General features: G+C 59.4%; 15 protein-coding genes and 1 riboswitch. Of the genes, 10 read left to right on the top strand and 5 right to left on the bottom strand.

All coding sequences use genetic code 11. The features are described from left to right. The 4 genes from ACIF4X_RS23585 to ACIF4X_RS23570 all read left to right on the top strand — a co-directional run. Positions 1–83 (top strand): hypothetical protein (locus ACIF4X_RS23585; RefSeq protein ID WP_397483974.1); only part of this gene is annotated, 83 nt, incomplete at its 5' end. A gap of 18 nt (positions 84–101) precedes the next feature. Beyond that, a complete protein-coding gene (gene metK / locus ACIF4X_RS23580) occupies positions 102–1,292 on the top strand; it encodes a methionine adenosyltransferase (protein ID WP_397483953.1) in 1,191 nt (396 codons plus the stop codon). Between the two features lie 253 nt (positions 1,293–1,545). Then, positions 1,546–3,222: an NAD-dependent DNA ligase LigB gene (gene ligB / locus ACIF4X_RS23575; protein ID WP_397483952.1), complete on the top strand. Its 1,677-nt coding sequence runs from the start codon at positions 1,546–1,548 to the stop codon at positions 3,220–3,222. A gap of 97 nt (positions 3,223–3,319) precedes the next feature. Continuing rightward, positions 3,320–3,715, top strand: a complete 396-nt coding sequence (locus ACIF4X_RS23570; RefSeq protein WP_397483951.1) for a DUF1090 domain-containing protein — start codon at positions 3,320–3,322, stop codon at positions 3,713–3,715. A 78-nt stretch (positions 3,716–3,793) separates the two neighbouring features. Here the strand turns inward: ACIF4X_RS23570 and ACIF4X_RS23565 are convergent, their stop codons facing one another. Further along, on the bottom strand, positions 3,794–4,243 hold the full coding sequence (locus tag ACIF4X_RS23565) for a c-type cytochrome (protein ID WP_397483950.1): 450 nt from the start codon (positions 4,241–4,243) through the stop codon (positions 3,794–3,796). Between the two features lie 127 nt (positions 4,244–4,370). Here ACIF4X_RS23565 and ACIF4X_RS23560 point away from each other — a divergent pair, with 127 nt between their 5' ends. Further along, a complete protein-coding gene (locus ACIF4X_RS23560; RefSeq protein WP_397483949.1) occupies positions 4,371–5,543 on the top strand; it encodes a murein transglycosylase A in 1,173 nt (390 codons plus the stop codon). Positions 5,544–5,637: 94 nt separating this feature from the next. On the opposite strand, the gene ACIF4X_RS23555 is transcribed toward ACIF4X_RS23560, so the two are convergent. Beyond that, entirely contained in the window at positions 5,638–6,021 is a 384-nt protein-coding gene (locus tag ACIF4X_RS23555; protein WP_397483948.1) for an MAPEG family protein, read from the bottom strand. A 38-nt stretch (positions 6,022–6,059) separates the two neighbouring features. After that, positions 6,060–6,893, bottom strand: a complete 834-nt coding sequence (locus ACIF4X_RS23550) for an EamA family transporter (RefSeq protein ID WP_397483947.1) — start codon at positions 6,891–6,893, stop codon at positions 6,060–6,062. 212 nt (positions 6,894–7,105) lie between these two features. Between ACIF4X_RS23550 and ACIF4X_RS23545 the strand changes: the two genes are divergently transcribed. Further along, positions 7,106–8,275, top strand: a complete 1,170-nt coding sequence (locus tag ACIF4X_RS23545; protein WP_397483946.1) for an MFS transporter — start codon at positions 7,106–7,108, stop codon at positions 8,273–8,275. 287 nt (positions 8,276–8,562) lie between these two features. Beyond that, positions 8,563–9,828 carry a cation:proton antiporter gene (locus ACIF4X_RS23540; RefSeq protein ID WP_397483945.1) on the top strand — a complete coding sequence of 422 codons (1,266 nt, stop codon included), beginning with the start codon at positions 8,563–8,565 and terminating at the stop codon, positions 9,826–9,828. Here ACIF4X_RS23540 and ACIF4X_RS23535 read toward each other — a convergent pair whose 3' ends face one another. Then, on the bottom strand, positions 9,829–10,716 hold the full coding sequence (locus ACIF4X_RS23535) for a formate/nitrite transporter family protein (RefSeq protein WP_397483944.1): 888 nt from the start codon (positions 10,714–10,716) through the stop codon (positions 9,829–9,831). Between the two features lie 184 nt (positions 10,717–10,900). Next, positions 10,901–11,308, bottom strand: a complete 408-nt coding sequence (locus tag ACIF4X_RS23530) for an acyl-CoA thioesterase (RefSeq protein WP_016984776.1) — start codon at positions 11,306–11,308, stop codon at positions 10,901–10,903. Positions 11,309–11,506: 198 nt separating this feature from the next. Continuing rightward, positions 11,507–11,606, top strand: a riboswitch (S-adenosyl-L-homocysteine riboswitch). A 23-nt stretch (positions 11,607–11,629) separates the two neighbouring features. Between ACIF4X_RS23530 and ahcY the strand changes: the two genes are divergently transcribed. From ahcY to ACIF4X_RS23515, 3 genes are all read left to right on the top strand, one after another. Beyond that, positions 11,630–13,039, top strand: coding sequence for an adenosylhomocysteinase (gene ahcY / locus ACIF4X_RS23525; RefSeq protein WP_277759673.1), 1,410 nt, complete (start codon positions 11,630–11,632; stop codon positions 13,037–13,039). Positions 13,040–13,230: 191 nt separating this feature from the next. Further along, on the top strand, positions 13,231–14,076 hold the full coding sequence (metF, locus tag ACIF4X_RS23520) for a methylenetetrahydrofolate reductase [NAD(P)H] (protein WP_397483943.1): 846 nt from the start codon (positions 13,231–13,233) through the stop codon (positions 14,074–14,076). A gap of 169 nt (positions 14,077–14,245) precedes the next feature. Continuing rightward, on the top strand, positions 14,246–15,058 hold the full coding sequence (locus ACIF4X_RS23515; RefSeq protein WP_397483942.1) for a substrate-binding periplasmic protein: 813 nt from the start codon (positions 14,246–14,248) through the stop codon (positions 15,056–15,058). Positions 15,059–15,238: the final 180 nt, after the last annotated feature.

The following is a 15,238-nucleotide window of genomic DNA, read 5'->3' as shown; positions in this document are numbered from 1 at the left end:
GCATCTATTTAGGATTACGTAATGGTTTCCAGATCCAGGTCCGCCACTTTCAGCGACCGGCTGGCGACACTCACCATCGGTAAATTCAGGAAAACATCGAGATGAGCGAATACTCCCTCTTCACCTCCGAGTCCGTGTCCGAAGGGCATCCGGACAAAATCGCCGACCAGATTTCCGATGCGGTGCTGGACGCCATCATTACCCAGGATAAACACGCACGCGTTGCCGTGGAAACTCTGGTCAAGACTGGCGTGGCCATCGTTGCCGGTGAAGTGACCACCAGTGCCTGGGTCGATCTGGAAGAGATCGTGCGTAACGTGATTCTCGACATCGGCTATAACAGCTCCGACGTCGGCTTCGACGGCGCGACCTGCGGCGTGATGAACATCATCGGCAAGCAATCCCCGGACATCAACCAGGGCGTTGACCGTGCCAAACCTGAAGATCAGGGCGCCGGCGACCAGGGCCTGATGTTCGGCTACGCCAGCAACGAAACCGACGTTTTGATGCCAGCGCCGATCACCTTCTCGCACCAGCTGGTACAGCGCCAGGCCGAAGCCCGTAAATCGGGCCTGCTGCCTTGGCTGCGTCCGGACGCCAAGTCGCAAGTGACTTGCCGTTACGAGGGCGGCAAGGTTGTCGGTATCGATGCCGTTGTTCTGTCGACCCAGCACAACCCTGAAGTGTCGTACAAGGACCTGCGCGAAGGCGTGATGGAGCTGATCGTCAAGCACGTACTGCCTGCCGAACTGCTGAGCAAAGACACCCAGTTCCACATCAACCCGACCGGCCAGTTCATCATTGGCGGCCCGGTAGGTGAATTCCGCCTGACCGGTCGCAAGATCATCGTCGACAGCTACGGCGGCATGGCCCGTCACGGCGGCGGCGCGTTCTCCGGTAAAGATCCATCGAAGGTTGACCGTTCGGCGGCGTACGCTGGCCGTTACGTTGCCAAGAACATCGTCGCTGCCGGCCTGGCCGAGCGTTGCGAGATCCAGGTTTCCTACGCGATCGGTGTGGCTCAGCCGACTTCGATCTCGTTGAACACCTTCGGCACCGGCAAGATCAGCGATGACAAGATCGTCAAACTCGTCCGTGAAGTGTTCGACCTGCGTCCATACGCAATCACCACCATGCTCGATCTGCTGCACCCGATGTACCAGGAAACCGCAGCGTACGGCCACTTCGGTCGCACGCCAGAGACCAAGACCGTTGGCGAAGACACCTTCACCACGTTCACCTGGGAAAAAACCGACCGCGCCGACGCTCTGCGCGCCGCTGCTGGTCTGTAAGACTTCCCCGCGGTACAAAAAAGCCCCGCACGGTTCGCGCCGTGCGGGGCTTTTTCATGCCGGCATCAAAGAGTTCGACTCAGAACGTTCAGGTCGATGCACATTCAACAAACCACTCGGTCAGCCCCCTCTCCCTCAGGGAGAGGGTGAGGGGCTTTTTTACTGCACAGAAACAAGCCGCAAAACACCCATCCGACAGTATAAATATCTTCGCCTAACCTTCTAGCATTCCCCCTGAGCAAGGACGCTCACGATGCTTGCCACGCTGCGCCTGCTGTCTGTTTTTCTCCTGGCCTGTACGACCCTCAACGCCCACGCCGATTGCCCGAAATGGCCGGCCACTCAAGCAAAAAGCGAAATCGCCGCCCTGCAAAAACAGATCGACCAATGGGACGACGCCTATCACCGCGAAGGTCGTTCACTGATTGCCGATGAGCTCTACGATCAATCGCGCACACGCCTGAACGAATGGCGAGAGTGTTTCAAATTGCCCTCGCCAGCCGATCCCTTGCGCACAGCCTCGGGCTCGATCGCGCACCCCATCGCCCATACCGGCCTGGATAAACTGCATAAGGCCGAGGCGGTGGAAACGTGGCTGCGCGATCGCAAGGATGTCTGGGTACAGCCCAAAGTCGACGGCGTCGCGGTGACGCTGATTTATCGCGCAGGCGTTCTGCATCAGGCCATCAGTCGTGGTAACGGCGTTCGCGGCCAAGACTGGACGGCATCGTCACAGAAGATTGGCGCGATCCCTAAACGCCTTTCACAACCAGTGGATCTGCTGGTGCAAGGCGAACTCTACTGGCGCTTGAACGAACACGTGCAAGCTCGAGCCGGCAGCGTCAACGCCCGCGCAACCGTAGCGGGTCTGATGGGACGAAAATCGTTGGAGGCCGAACACGCCGCCGGCATCGGACTGTTCGTCTGGGACTGGCCGCAAGACTCCTTGGACTTGCCCGAACGAATCGCCAGATTGGCAGCACTGGGTTTCGCCACAATCGAGCCGTTCAGCCATCCCGTCAGCGACTTCGCCGAGGCGCAGAAATGGCGCGAGCACTGGTATCGCTCACCCCTGCCGTTTGCCACGGACGGCGTGGTTTTGCGCCAGAACCAGCGTCCACCTGCCGAACGCTGGCAGGCGCGCGCGCCGTACTGGGCGGTCGCCTGGAAATACCCGTTTGCGCAAGCGTTGGCGCAAGTGCGCAAGGTCAACTTCAAGATCGGTCGCACCGGGCGCATCACCCCGGTGATCGAGCTTGTCCCGGTCATGCTCGACGACCGGGAGATCAAACGGGTCAGCGCCAGTTCGTTGAAGCACTGGCAGGCGCTGGATATTCGTCCCGGTGATCAGGTCGCAATCAGCCTGGCCGGCCTGACCATTCCGCGGCTCGACAATGTTGTACTGCGCACCGTCGAACGGGCAGACATCAAGATCCCCAACGCTGATGACTTCCACAACTTGAGCTGCTGGCAACCCACGCCAGGTTGCGAAAGCCAGTTTCTCGCGCGCTTGACCTGGCTCAGTGGCAAACGGGGACTGGCGATGCAACATGTCGGTCGCGGCACCTGGGAGAAACTTTTCGAAACAGGCCGCCTGAACAACCTGCTGGATTGGTTGACCCTCGACGCGCCAGAGCTTGCTAACATTGCCGGCTTCGGCGAGCGCAGCAGCGAACGCCTGATGCACAGTTTTCACAGCGCCCGCCAACGGCCCTTCGCTCTGTGGCTGAGAGCCCTGGGCTTACCGCCAACCGGTGAGGCACGACTCCCCGATTCATGGCAGGCGCTGGCACAACGTGACACCGAACAATGGCAGGCAGAACCCGGTATCGGCCCCGGTCGAGCAGCGCAATTGAGCGCATTCTTCCGCGATCCGCAGGTGCTAGCCTTGAGCGATACTCTGCGTAACGCCGGTATCGACGGTTTCTGAGCACGCAATCCCGTTACCCCGGGAACCCAACCACCACCGAGGCGCTCCAACAGCGCAGTGCCGCCCCGACCCGATTGCCTTTGCACATGGAGCTTTTATGAAATTTCTCGCACCGCTCGCCATGCTGACCCTTTGCGGCGTAATGGCCACCCCCGTCATGGCCGATGAAGACGCCCCGGGCCTGACCGGTTGTGCCGCCAAGAAGCAGGGCATTATGAACCAGATCGAACAGGCCAAGACGCGCGGCAATACCGATCAGCAGGCAGGCCTGGAAACGGCTCTGAATGAAGTAACGAAAAACTGCACCGACGCAGGCCTGAAGAAAGAGCGCGAAAACAAGGTGCTCGAAGCCAAGCACGAAGTGAGTCAGCGTCAGGCTGATCTCGATAAAGCCATGAAGAAAGGCGACCCGGAAAAGATCAACAAGCGCAAAGACAAACTCGCCGAGTCGCGCAAAGAACTGCAGGATGCGCTGGACGAAATCGATAAGTAAAAATCAAAAGATCGCAGCCTGCGGCAGCTCCTACCCTGATCAATGTAGGAGCTGCCGCAAGCTGCGATCTTTTAGGTATCAATGATCGCGAAACTGTTTATGGCAAGCGCTGCAGGCATCTTCAACTTTCTGCACCGCAGGCCCGAGGTTGCTGGCCTTGTACGGCTGAACCTGACTGGCAATCACCAATTCACCGGTGGCCAATTCAAGGTTGCGGGCCATTTCCTGAAACTGCGCCTGCTTCTGCCAGACATCGTCCTTGGCGCTGGTGTGATCTTCTTCACGAACTTGCGGAAAGTGCTTCCATGGTTCATGGGACAACGCATCGAGCTTGACCGCGCCTTCGGCAAATTTCGGCCCGTCGAACGGGATGCGTCCGCGCAACATGCCGCCGAGGTCTTCGCCGGTCTTGAGCATTTGTTTGAAGATCGCCTTGCGTTGACCCAGCGGGGAATTCGGATCGACACCGCCACAGGCGGACAAGGTCAGACAGGCCAGCAATACAACAGAAATTCTTTTAAGAGTCATGGTGGCTTCAGGTCACGGAATCGGCGGCCAGTATCCTCGCGTCACCGACAAACACCAATAGCCCTATTAAAAATACGGGTTGCTCGAGCGCATGGAGCACGCGGGCAACCGACACAGGAATCACTCCATGAACAGCCGTCTCAAGGCCTGGCGTTACCCGTTGTTCGCAACCCTGCCGCTGCTGGCGATTCTCGCCGGCTGCACCGGTGGCGACAGCGCCAAGCCAAAAACTCACGCACTGGCCACTTACTCCAGCGCCACTTGGGAAGCATTGCCGGCAGTGTCCGATAGTGATCTGGTCGCCGGCTTCGGTTCGTGGCGCAGCGCCTGCACCCGGCTCAAGGCTGATGCAGTCTGGGGCAGCACCTGCGCCGCCGCAGCCAACGTCCCGCAAAGTGCTGGCGAGATTCGCGCCTTCCTCAAACAAAACCTCGACGTCTACGGCCTGCGCGCGGAGAACGACAACCCCAACGGCTTGATCACCGGTTACTACGAACCGGTCTACCCCGGCAGTTTGACGCCGACCGACACGGCCAATGTGCCCGTGTACGGCGTGCCGGAAGACATGATCATCGTCTCGCTGGACAGCATTTACCCGGAACTGAAAGGCAAGCGTCTGCGCGGTCGCCTCGAAGGCCGAGTGCTCAAGCCTTACGACGACGCAGCCACCATCGAATCCAAAGGCGTCAAAGCCCCCGTTGTTGCCTACCTGACCGATCCGATGAATCTGCAATTCCTGCAGATCCAAGGTTCCGGGCGCATTCAGACCGAGGACGGCAAACAGCTGCGCATTGCCTACGCCGACCAGAACGGCCATCCGTACCGGCCGATTGGCCGCTGGCTGGTCGAGCAGGGTGAGCTGAAGAAAGAGGACGTGACCATGAGTGCCATCAGCAACTGGGCCAAGGCCAATCCAGCGCGCATCCCGGAGCTGCTCGGCAGCAACCCGAGCTATGTATTTTTTACCCGCAACCCGGACAGCAATGAAGGCCCACGCGGCTCGCTGAACGTGCCGTTGACTGCCGGCTACAGCGCGGCGGTGGATCGCAAAGTGATTCCGTTGGGCAGCCTGTTGTGGCTGTCGACCTCGCGCCCGGATGGCACGGCACTGGTGCGTCCAGTGGCGGCGCAGGATACCGGCGGCGCGATTGCCGGCGAGGTGCGTGCGGATCTGTTCTGGGGCACCGGTGATGCGGCCGGGCAATTGGCCGGAGACATGAAACAGCAAGGGCAGATCTGGATGCTCTGGCCAAAAGGCGCGGCGTTGCCGCAAGTGCCGCAGGTGGCCGACAAACCTTAAAAAGCAAAAGATCGCAGCCTGCGGCAGCTCCTACAGGAGTACGTATTCCTCTGTAGGAGCTGTCGCAGGCTGCGATCTTTTGATCTTGCTCTTTTTACACCGACACGAAGAAGAACGAAGCGATCAATCCCATCCCCACAAACCACACCAGCGACCGCAAGATCGCCCAGTCCGCCAGATAGCAAATGATGTACAGCAGGCGACTGGTAATAAACATCACCGCCAGCACATTGACCGTCACCAACTGCGCGGTTCCCACCAGATGCGCGACGATCACCGCCGCGGCAAACGCCGGGGTCACTTCAAAGCTGTTCATCTGCGCTGCATGCGCACGCCTCGCCACACCGTTGAGACTTTCGAGAAAGTCGCGCGGATCGTGATTGTCACTCAACCGGTAGCCACCCACGGCTTTCGCCACACCAGTGCAGATATACGGCAGAAAAATCGCCACCAACACACACCAAAGAGCCACCGTCATAACGCCGTCCTTTTTCGATTTATAGAATTCGCGAGCGGTCAGAACTTCATCACCAACATGCCGATCAGCACCAGCCCACAGGCTAAGAGCCGCGGAAGACCGAAAGGTTCTTTGAGGTAACGCATACCGAACAGCACCACCAGAATCACGCTGATCTCGCGCAACGCCGCCGCTTCGGCAATCGAGCCCAACTGCATAGCCCACAGCACCAGAGCGTAGCTGGCCAATACGCAGAAGCCCACCGCCAACCCCAGCTTCCATTGCTCACGCCAGAACAATATGAACGCCGGACGCTTGGCGACCCACGCCAACAGCGGAAATGGCCACGCGCTGAGCAGCGTGACCCAGACCAGGTAATCGAGCGGATGCGACCAGCGCCGCAGCGCCTGACCATCGATGTAGGTGTAGCAACCGATACACAGGCCAATCAGCGCCACTACCGGCAACATCGACCATGGCAAATGCTTGCCACCGCCACCCTGCCACAGCAGACAAACCATGCCGAACGGGATCAACATGATGCCGAAGATTTGCTGCGTGGTGAGCACTTCACCCGCGAAGATCAGAGTCAGCGCGAGCACCACCAGCGGCGACAGTCCGCGCATCAGCGGATACACCAACCCGAGATCGCCGACCCGGTACGCCTGAATCAGCAGGTAGCGATACAGCAATTCAAACGCTGCCGACGCCAGAATCCACGGCCAGATTTCCATGGGCGGCAAGCTCACGAATGGCAACGCGATGGCGACGACCAGCAGCGCCACGGTGTCCATGCACGCCACCACCAGCAGCCGCTCGGCGCTGAACTTGATCAACGTATTCCACGTCGCATGCAACAGCGCCGCCACCAATACCAAAGCTGTTGCCAGCACGTCCCACTCCTTATTGTTGTTATCCAGCCAATTAGTCAGATTATTGATTCGCGATGTGTCAGCAGCTGTTTATACTGCAAGCGACCACGCCGCACTCAGTTGCGCACAGAAAAATACCAATAATTCCTGCCTGCCCTGCTCTCTTGCGAGAGCGGTCGTCGGCCTGCGTATGCCTGATCAAAGCGTCAAGACTACCGACAGAGACCTTGCGCATGCCTCTCGCCTTGCTTGCCCTCGCTGTTGCCGCGTTCGGCATCGGCACCACCGAATTCGTCATCATGGGCCTGCTGCCCGATGTCGCCCGCGACCTTGCCGTGAGCATTCCTCACGCGGGCCTATTGATCACCGGTTACGCATTGGGCGTGGTGTTCGGCGCGCCGATCCTGGCGATCGGCACCGCGAACATGCCGCGCAAAGCGACGTTGCTGGGAATGACGCTGATGTTCATTCTCGGCAACATACTCTGCGCACTGGCACCGAACTACGCGACGCTGATGGCCGCTCGCGTGGTCACCGCGCTGTGTCACGGCGCGTTTTTCGGCATTGGCTCGGTGGTTGCCGCCGGATTGGTGGCGCCGAACAAACGCGCGCAGGCGATTGCGATGATGTTCACCGGCCTGACCTTGGCCAACGTCCTCGGCGTGCCGCTGGGCACGGCGCTCGGTCAATACGCCGGCTGGCGCTCGACCTTCTGGGCGGTCTCGGTGATTGGTGTGATCGCCGCTCTCGCGCAGTGGTTGTGGCTGCCGAAACACATCCTGATGGACAAGGCCAACCTCGCCAGCGAGTTCAAAGTGCTGGGTAAGGTCAACGTGCTGCTGGCACTGGGCATGAGCGTGTTGGCGTCAACCAGCCTGTTCAGCGTATTCACCTACATCGCGCCGATCCTGCAGGACATCACCGGCGTCAGCCCGCATGGGGTAACGGTGATGCTGTTGTTGTTCGGCGTCGGCCTGACCGGCGGCAGCATGCTCGGCGGACGCTTGGCGGACAGCCGTTTGTTGCCGTCGCTGGTCGGTGTCGCGCTGGCCGTGGTGGTGATTCTGGCGGCGTTCAGCCAGACCAGCCGCTCGGTGGTGCCGGCGGCAATCACGCTGGTGCTGTGGGGGATTTTTGCCTTCGCGCTGTGCCCGATTCTGCAATTGCTGATCATTGATCAGGCCCATGAGGCACCGAACCTCGGTTCGACGTTGAACCAGAGTGCTTTCAACCTTGGCAACGCAGCGGGTGCGTGGATCGGCGGGCTGGTGGTGGCCAGTGGCGCGGATCTCGCGGACTTGCCGTGGACCGGTGCGCTGGTCGGTGTATTGACGGTGCTGACGGCGCTTTTGTTTATTTATCTGCAACGTCGTGAGGCCGCTGCGGTCAATGTGTCCGGCTAATTGTGTTGTGCCAGACAGTGCCCTCACCCTAGCTCTCTCCCAGAGGGAGAGGGGACTGACCGGGGGAGGCTTCAGAAGTACGCCGACCTGAACGCGCATTGCCGAATCCATAATCGACTCGGTTATTCAGGTCGATGCATGCCGCAAGACAATAAGGTCGGCTCCCTTTCCCTCCGGGAGAGGGCTGGGGTGAGGGACGCTTGTGCCCTCTGTCGCTCTCAGCCCATCAAACCCCTGCGCCCAAGCATCGGGCGCGCTCCACTCACCCCTCATCCAAAGGACCCCGGATGCTTGAACTTGTCGCCGCTTTCATCTGCCTCACCACCCTCCTGACCTTCGTCAACTTCCGCTTCATCGGCCTGCCGCCGACCATCGGCGTGATGGTGACCGCACTGCTGTTCTCGCTGATCCTGCAAGGCCTGAGCGTGCTCGGCTACCCCGGTCTCGAAGAGCGCGTGCAGCAACTGATCGGCCAGATCGACTTCGGCGATCTGCTGATGAACTGGATGCTCTCATTCCTGCTCTTCGCCGGCGCCCTGCACGTCAACTTGAATGATCTGCGCAGCTACCGCTGGCCCATCGGCCTGTTGGCGACCTTCGGCGTGTTGATTGCCACCACCGTGATCGGCAGCCTTGCCTATTACATTTTTGCCCTGTTCGGCTGGCACGTGAGTTTCTTGTATTGCCTGCTGTTCGGCGCGCTGATTTCGCCGACCGACCCGATTGCCGTGCTCGGTGTGCTGCGTACCGCCAACGCCTCGAAGCCGCTGAAAACCACCATCGTGGGCGAGTCGCTGTTCAACGACGGCACGGCCGTCGTGGTGTTCACCGTACTGCTGGGCATCGCCCAACTCGGCGAGACCCCGACCGTCAGCGCCACCGCGATGTTGTTCGTTCATGAAGCCATCGGCGGTGTGCTGTTCGGCGGGCTGATCGGTTATCTGGTCTATCGAATGATCAAGAGCATCGAGCAGCATCAGATCACTGTGATGCTGACCTTGGCGCTGGTCATTGGCGGTTCGGCAATGGCCACCGAAATTCACGTTTCAGCGCCGATTGCGATGGTCGTCGCCGGCCTGATCATCGGCAACGTCGGGCGCAATCTGGCGATGAACGACATGACCCGCCGCTACCTCGACGGTTTCTGGGAATTGCTCGATGACATGCTCAACGCGCTGCTGTTCGCGCTGATCGGCATGGAGCTGTTGCTGCTGCCCTTCAACTGGCTGCACATGGCTGCGGCAGGTTTGTTGGCGGTGGCGATTCTGCTCTCGCGCCTGCTCACCGTGGCTCCGGCGATTGTCCTGCTGCGTCGCTGGCGGACAGTGCCCGCCGGCACCATCCGGATTCTGACCTGGGGCGGTTTGCGCGGTGGCGTCTCGGTGGCACTGGCGCTGGCCCTACCGCTGGGCCCGGAGCGCGATCTGTTGCTCAGCATCACTTACATCGTGGTGCTGTCGTCGATCCTGTTGCAGGGTCTGACCATTGGCAAACTGGTCAAGTACGCGACTCGCAATGAGCCCGCGACCGTGACTGAACCAGCGCACCACTGATCATTTTTTGATCTGTTGCGGATCAGGCTTCTCGGCCTGATCCGCCGCTTCCTTCGGCGCCCCGCTCTCGCTGCGGATCTGCGCATGACTGATCAGCGCAAAGATAAAACTGCCGCCAATGATATTCCCCGCCAGCGTCGGCCCCGCGAAGACCATCCAGAAATCACTCCACGGCAACTCGCCGGCGAACACCAGATACGACACCTCCGCCGACCCCACCACAATGTGGGTGAAATCGCCGAGCGCCATCAGGTAGGTGATGAGAATGATGATCCACATCTTCGCGCTCTCCATCGACGGGATCATCCAGACCATGGTGGCGATCATCCAGCCGGAGACGATGCCTTTGGCGAACATCTGGCTGGCATGGTTTTCCATGACCTTGCGGCCGATTTCGAGGAAGGCATGGTCGGTCTTGGTGTCGAAGATCGGCAGTTCGAGCATCACATACGCGACCAGAATCGTCCCGCACAGGTTGCCGACCAATACCACCGTCCACAGGCGGATCAGCCGGCCGAAGTTTTGCAGGGTCGGTTTGGTCATGACCGGCAGCACGGCAGTCAGGGTGTTTTCAGTGAACAGTTGCTGACGGGCGAGAATCACCGCGAGAAAACCTGCGCAATAGCCGAAACTGGCGATCACCTTGAATTCATCGCCCTCGGGCAGGCGCGAGTTGAGCAGGCCCATGCCCATCAGTGACAGGCCCATGGTCAGCCCGGCCGCCAGCGCCGACCACCAGAGTGCGGCAATGCTGCGCTCCAGTTCCTGATCGCCTTGGCTGCGGATAATTTCATGCAGGACGGCCGCGCGGGGCGGCTGGTTTTTCTCGACTTCGTGCTGCTCTTTGGCCGAGAGGTCGGGGGTCTTGCCGTCAGTGGGCGTGGTCATGGCGAGGGAACCGTGGGGGGTGGTGTTTACCTACGACCCCGGCGGCTTGGAATACGTTCTGTAGGTGCCACGCAAATCCTACGTCGGACATGTAGGAGCTGCCGTAGGCTGCGATCTTTTGATCTTGCCTCTATAAAACAAGATCAAAAGATCGCAGCCTGCGGCAGCTCCTACAGGGATCGCGTTATTTGGTGACTAACTCATCTTCCTGGAACTGGTCTTTCACATATTTAATTTCGGTACGGCCATGCGGCGCTGGCAAACCATCTTCACCCAGATTCACAAACACCATCTTCTCAACAGTGAGAATGCTCTTGCGGGTGATCTTGTTGCGCACTTCGCAAGTCAGGGTGATCGAGGTGCGGCCGAACTCGGTGGCTGTGATGCCCAGTTCGATGATGTCGCCCTGGCGCGAGGCGCTGACGAAGTTGATTTCGGAAATGTACTTGGTCACCACGCGCTGATTGCCCAACTGGACGATGGCGTAAATCGCCGCTTCTTCGTCGATCCAGCGCAACAGGCTGCCACCGAACAGAGTGCCGTTGGGGTTGAGGTCTTCGGGTTTTACCCATTTGCGGGTGTGGAAATTCATCTTCACTCCTGAGTGTCTTGCCGAACGATGGACGGTATCTTGGCAGACTGAGCGGTCATGCTCCATGCGGCTTCGACTATGGTCGTCATTAACGATCTTCATCTGGCCGACAGAAACCCTTTGGAAGATCAGTCTAGACGGCTATAATCGCCCCCGTTTCAAAACGGTAACGATCACTTGCTACCGTTTTCCCGCCACCTGTCCGAGGGGCGCTGCAGCAGGTTCAACCTGTCAGGCTCGGATGGGGCGTTGACCGGCCTTAGGCTGGACACTAAACGCACAACGGCGCCCATTCGCATACATTACGAATGGAGGCTCTTCATGAGCGCTGTTATCACGCCTGCAGATTTTAACGATTACAAAGTTGCCGACATGTCCCTGGCTGCCTGGGGCCGTCGCGAAACCATCATCGCCGAATCGGAAATGCCGGCCCTGATGGGTCTGCGTCGCAAGTACTCCGGCGAACAGCCGTTGAAAGGCGCCAAGATCCTCGGCTGCATCCACATGACCATTCAGACTGCCGTGCTGATCGAAACCCTGGTTGCCCTGGGTGCCGAAGTGCGCTGGTCGTCCTGCAACATTTTCTCCACTCAGGATCAGGCTGCTGCCGCTATCGCTGCTGCCGGCATCCCGGTTTTCGCCTGGAAAGGCGAGACTGAAGAAGAGTACGAGTGGTGCCTGGAGCAGACCATCCTCAAGGATGGCCAGCCATGGGACGCCAACATGATCCTCGACGACGGCGGCGACCTGACTCAGCTGCTGCACGACAAGTACCCACAAGTACTGGATCGCGTTCACGGCGTGACCGAAGAAACCACCACCGGCGTACACCGTCTGCTGGACATGCTGGCCAAGGGCGAACTGCGCATCCCGGCCATCAACGTCAACGACTCGGTGACCAAGTCCAAGAACGACAACAAGTACGGCTGCCGTCACAGCCTGAACGACGCAATCAAGCGCGGTACCGACCACCTGCTGTCCGGCAAGCAAGCGCTGGTCATCGGTTACGGTGACGTGGGCAAGGGCTCCGCTCAGTCCCTGCGTCAGGAAGGCATGATCGTTAAAGTCTCCGAAGTTGACCCGATCTGCGCCATGCAAGCGTGCATGGACGGTTTCGAACTGGTTTCGCCGTTCATCGACGGTATCAACGACGGTTCCGAAGCCAGCATCGACAAAGCGCTGCTGGGCAAGATCGACCTGATCGTGACCACCACCGGTAACGTCAACGTTTGCGACGCGAACATGCTCAAAGCTCTGAAAAAGCGCGCCGTGGTCTGCAACATCGGTCACTTCGACAACGAAATCGACACCGCTTTCATGCGCAAGAACTGGGCATGGGAAGAAGTGAAGCCGCAGGTACACAAGATCCACCGTACCGGCCCGGGCGCTTTCGACGCACAGAACGACGACTACCTGATCCTGCTGGCCGAAGGCCGTCTGGTTAACCTGGGCAACGCCACTGGCCACCCAAGCCGCATCATGGACGGTTCGTTCGCCAACCAGGTGCTGGCACAGATCTTCCTGTTCGGCCAGAAGTACGCCGACCTGTCGCCAGCCCAGAAAGCCGAGCGTCTGACCGTTGAAGTACTGCCGAAGAAACTCGACGAAGAAGTGGCCCTGGAAATGGTTCGCGGCTTCGGCGGCGTGGTCACGCAACTGACCAAGCAACAGGCTGACTACATCGGCGTCACCGTCGAAGGCCCGTTCAAGCCGCACGCTTACCGCTACTAAGTTAAGAGCAGCTGCGAGCTTCCAGCTTCAAGCGGCAAGCGAGGTCAAAAGCCGAACTTGCCGTGCGAAGCCTGAGGCTCTGCCCCTATTTCAAAACAGTGTCAGGCCGCAAGCTTCAGGCACAAGAGACCAGCGCACCTCCGCTGCTCTTGCAGCTTGAAGCGTGCAGCTTGTAGCTGGAGGTTTCCTCCATGTCCCAAGACCGTCGCTACAGCTTCGAGTTCTTCCCGACCAAGACCGATGCTGGGCATGAAAAACTGCTCGCCACTGCCCGTCAGCTGGCCACTTATAACCCCGATTTCTTTTCCTGCACCTATGGCGCTGGTGGTTCGACCCGTGATCGCACCCTCAACACCGTTCTGCAACTGGAAAGCGAAGTCAAAATCCCGGCCGCACCGCACCTGTCGTGCGTCGGCGACAGCAAGGACGACCTGCGCGGCCTGCTGAACGAGTACAAGGCTGCCGGCATCAAGCGCATCGTCGCCTTGCGTGGCGACCTGCCGTCCGGCATGGGCATGACCAGCGGTGAGCTGCGTCACGCCAATGAACTGGTTGAATTCATTCGTGAAGAAACCGGTGACCATTTCCATATCGAAGTCGCTGCGTACCCGGAGATGCATCCGCAAGCGCGCAACTACGAAGACGATCTGGCCAACTTCATTCGCAAGGCCAAGGCCGGCGCCGACAGCGCAATCACCCAGTACTTCTTCAACGCCGACAGCTATTTCTACTTTGTCGACCGTTTGCAGGCGCAGGGTGTGGATCTGCCGATCGTCCCGGGGATCATGCCGATCACCAACTACAGCAAGCTCGCGCGCTTCTCCGATGCCTGCGGTGCGGAAATCCCGCGCTGGATCCGCAAGCAACTGGAAGCCTACGGCGATGACACTCAGAGCATTCAGCGCTTTGGTGAACAAGTCGTCAGCGAGATGTGCGAACGCCTGTTGCAGGGCGGCGCACCGGGGCTGCACTTCTATTCCATGAACCAGGCCGAACCTAGCCTGGCGATCTGGAATAACCTGAAGTTGCCTCGTTAAGCGTTAGAAGCAAGATCAAAAGATCGCAGCCTTCGGCAGCTCCTGCATTGGTATTAATTACACCTGTAGGAGCTGCCGAAGGCTGCGATCTTTTGCTTTTAAATGCCCGAAACAGAGCTTGTGCAGGCACTTTCTGGCTCTTTCGCGTTTCTCGTCGTAATCTCAAGCCATGCCTTTGATCACGCAGTTATTCGCCGTGCTGGTTTTTGCTTGCCTGAGCTTCGCCGCTCGAGGCGAGAAGCTGCGTATTGTCACCGAGCCATGGGCGCCTTATGTGTATGAGGAAGGCGGCAAGAACCTCGGACTGGATTACGAAACCACTGCGATTGTCTTCAAACGTCTGGGCATCGAAGTCGAATGGCAGTTCCTGCCGTGGAAGCGCTGCCTGTCGATGCTCGAAACCGGTCAGGCCGACGGTGCGCTGGATATTTTTCACAGCGACGAACGCGACGCCACCCTGCTTTATCCGATCGAGCCTCTATCGGACGTCGAGTTCGTGATGTTCTACGCCAACGACCGGCCGCACCCGTTCCGTAAACTCGAAGAGCTCAAAGGCCTGACCATCGGCACTTCGCCGGGGTATCTGTACAGCCCCGACTTTAGCGACTCGACGCTGTTTACCCGTGAACCGGCACCGACCCACGAAGCCAACTTTGGCAAACTGGTGCGCGGCCGCATCGACTTGCTGATCACCGATCGCCGCGTCGGTCAGCATTTGCTCGATGAACTGAACATTCGCGATCAGATCACTGAAAACCCCACGGTCATTAGCCGCCAGAGCCAGTTTCTGGCGGTTCGACGCAATGCCGGCATGGATTTGCTGGTGCAGCGTTTCGGTGCCGAGCTCAAGCGATTCAAGCGTGAACCGGCGTATGCAGAGTTGAGCGCCCGCTATGGCGCCGCGCCCGCCAGCAACCCCTCGATGGATTCAGCCACCGCCAGCGGCAAAACCGTTGAGCAGCAGGAAAGCGGCGCGCAGTGATTGCTCTGTTATACTCCGGCGTTCCCGCCAGGCTCACGCCCGGACGCCCGGAACCGTAACAGGCCTCTTGACCCGCTACAGCGCAGCTTTGCAGCCCGCGCGAGCGCTCCAGACGTGCCTTCGGAACCGCAGCAGGACCGGACGGGATTGCGTCCACTTAAACGTGATTCGCGCCAGGCA

This window comes from Pseudomonas sp. NPDC085632, from assembly GCF_044541255.1.
In the GTDB taxonomy this organism is placed as follows: domain Bacteria; phylum Pseudomonadota; class Gammaproteobacteria; order Pseudomonadales; family Pseudomonadaceae; genus Aquipseudomonas.
This window is presented reverse-complemented; position numbering and strand designations above follow the sequence as displayed.